Genomic DNA, 2411 nt, shown 5'->3' with positions numbered 1-2411 from the left:
GTAACCTATGTGTCTAGGAAATCGGGGAGCAGAGCAGAAAGCAGACGATCTCCGCGCCCTGCGCCGCCGCCTCCGAGATGAGCCGCTCGACCTTCTCCAGGCCTTCGGCGACGGAGGCGGCGAAGCGGGGGGATGCAAGGGCGATGATCACGGGCGTCTCAATTCTGCATCAATGCGGGACCCGGCTCAGTCGATAACGCGTGTCGATCACGGGCTCACCCTTCTCTCCTCGATCAACCCGCGGATGGCCGTCAGGTCATCGTCGTTCACCTTCGCCTCGTCATTGCGCGGTATGGGCTTATCGACGTCTTCGAACCGGAGAACGTCGGGAGAACCGTAGCGTCGGTCGACGATCGCCTTCACGCGGGTTCGCTCAAGATGTTGCCGAGCTCTTCGTCGCCGATGATACCCGCCGGACATTCTCCCTTGCCGGGATCCTCTTTCGGCCGTTCGCGCCGATGATCCGGCGCCTTCCGGCAGCCGCCTCCCGGAAGCGGCGGCCGCCGGCGGGCGCCTTCACACGAGGGCCAACGGAGGCCCGGAAAGATTTACGGGAGCTCTTCGAGGCCGGTCGATCCCTGGGAGGAGAGCGCCGCCGGCCCCGCGACCCCGTCGCCGTCGAACGAGGTGGTCCCGGCGCATCCCGGGAGCGACGAAGGGTCGGCAAACCAGATCACGAGGTGGTCGAGGTCGGCACGGCCGCGGGTCGGAGGCGTTCCGGCGACGGTCGTGACAAAGGCCTCATGGATCAGCGCATCGACCTGGAGCGATCCGATGCCCGCCGCGTTCGTCGTGAAATCGCCGATGTATTCCGTCGTGCCGAAGGGAGGCGTGGAAAACGCGTCCGCCGAGGTGAGAAACACGGTGAATTCCGTGTCGGCGGGCAAGCCGGTGGCGGTCAGGCGCAGCGTGTCCACGCCGAGAGCGTCTTCCTTGTGAAAGACGGTGACGTGCCCCGCCGCGTTCGGCAGACAGGCGGCGTTGCGCGGCGCGAGGTCGAAACCCGTGGTCGTGAGCGCGTGCGCCGTGCCGGCTCCGGAGAACACGATCAATCCGAGGCCCAACAGTGACAGTCCCAGTTTCTTCATTGCCTTTTTCTCCATTTCCTGTTGCTCAATAGTTGGATTCAGCTGAAATCCTCGCGCACTGTACGGGCGACTCCCGTCGTTCCGCCGCGTTTAATCCGTTTCTTCATTTTGGGGTTCGAACCCGACGCGGGGGCGCAACGGGAGGATGGAGGAAATGCCCATCGGGCATCGGTCCCGGATCAATGCATCATCATCAGGCTTTCGGGTTTCCGGGCCGTCGAAGCGAGGGGTGAGAGCTCACCGTGTCGGCTGCGCGCCGGCGCCCACGCTCAGCGAGAGCACGTAGAGGAGGTCGATCGGCCTTCCGGCGGTTTTCGCCGGCTCGAAGCGCCAGGAACAGACGGCGTCGAGCGCCTCGAGATCCAGCCCCCGCATGCCTTTCCGGCGGCCGAACAGGAGCGGCTCGCGAACCGCCCCCTGTGCGTCGACGATCGCTTCGATGAACACGCGGTTCGCGCTGTAGGCGCCGGCCGCGAAGCGCTCGCGCGGAACCCGCCGCGTTTCGCGCAGGACCCGCGGCCGCTCGATCCGGGAGCCGGGCGAATCCTCCTCCATGGGTCTCGAGCGGACCTCGCCGTAGCGGTGCGGATCGAGGCGCTCTCCCGCCTTGCCGAAAGGCGCCAGGTCGAGGTGGTAGAAGGCCGGCTCCTCCCCCTGCGCGGCCTCCCAGAGGCAGGTCGCCCGGCGCCGATCGTCGGAATCGTCGTGCGCCGCGAGGGCGACGGCGCGCAGCGCCATCAGCGTCACGGAGAGAGGCCGTGACGGCGAGCCGGCGTCGAGGGCGGCGTTCCACTGCCGCTCGGCCAGCCGTTCCGCCGCCGGAAACTCCCCCGCCTCGAGATGCGCCACGACCTCCGGAACGCCGGCGCCGTTCGCCGCGAGCTCGCGGAGCGGCCGCCGCGCGGGCGGATTGATCGCCTCGAAATACATCGCCGCGACCGGGACGCCCTCTCGCCGGGCCGGTTCGAACGTCCAGCGCCGGGCTGCCTTCAGCACCTCGAAGCTGAAACACACGGACGGACCGGAGATCGCCGGCTGCGTGAGATTCCCCCGAGCGTCGATCACGGCCTGCAGTCGGGCCCACAGCGGCCCGCGCCCGGCGGTGCATCCCGCGTCCCCCCGCGGCACATCGCCGCCGGTGCGCCGCGCCGGAGTGAGCCCCGCCCGCGCTCCCATCCGCTCGACGCCCGGCGGAACCTCGTCCCAGGCCCGCGCGCGCCGGGCCTCGAGCTTCTGTCCCGCGGGACCGAACAATTTGAAGAAGGGCTCGCCCAGGGAGGCGCCTCCCATCGCCTGCAGCGCCTGCCAGTGCCAGAGGGCGTC

General features: G+C 68.6%; 4 protein-coding genes. All 4 read right to left on the bottom strand.

What is annotated here, in order from left to right:
• Positions 1-13: 13 nt before the first annotated feature.
• Positions 14-151 (bottom strand): hypothetical protein, encoded by a 138-nt coding sequence (locus VKH46_11685; protein ID HKB71498.1) that lies wholly within the window; start codon positions 149-151, stop codon positions 14-16.
• A gap of 56 nt (positions 152-207) precedes the next feature.
• Positions 208-363 carry a hypothetical protein gene (locus tag VKH46_11680; GenBank protein HKB71497.1) on the bottom strand — a complete coding sequence of 52 codons (156 nt, stop codon included), beginning with the start codon at positions 361-363 and terminating at the stop codon, positions 208-210.
• Between the two features lie 185 nt (positions 364-548).
• The gene (locus VKH46_11675; protein ID HKB71496.1) at positions 549-1088 is read right to left on the bottom strand and encodes a hypothetical protein; all 540 of its coding nucleotides are present in this window, start codon (positions 1086-1088) and stop codon (positions 549-551) included.
• 237 nt (positions 1089-1325) lie between these two features.
• The coding region (locus tag VKH46_11670) for a hypothetical protein (protein ID HKB71495.1) at positions 1326-2411 on the bottom strand (1086 nt) is incomplete at its 5' end.

It is taken from the genome of Thermoanaerobaculia bacterium (assembly GCA_035260525.1).
Taxonomy (GTDB): Bacteria; Acidobacteriota; Thermoanaerobaculia; order UBA5066; family DATFVB01; genus DATFVB01.
Note: the sequence above shows the minus strand (reverse complement) of the source record. Positions and strands in the feature narration are given on the sequence as shown.

Bases quoted from the DNA above. Each gene is read 5' to 3' on its own strand.
- VKH46_11675 (HKB71496.1), bottom strand. From the start codon at position 1,088: ATGAAGAAACTGGGACTGTCACTGTTGGGCCTCGGATTGATCGTGTTC.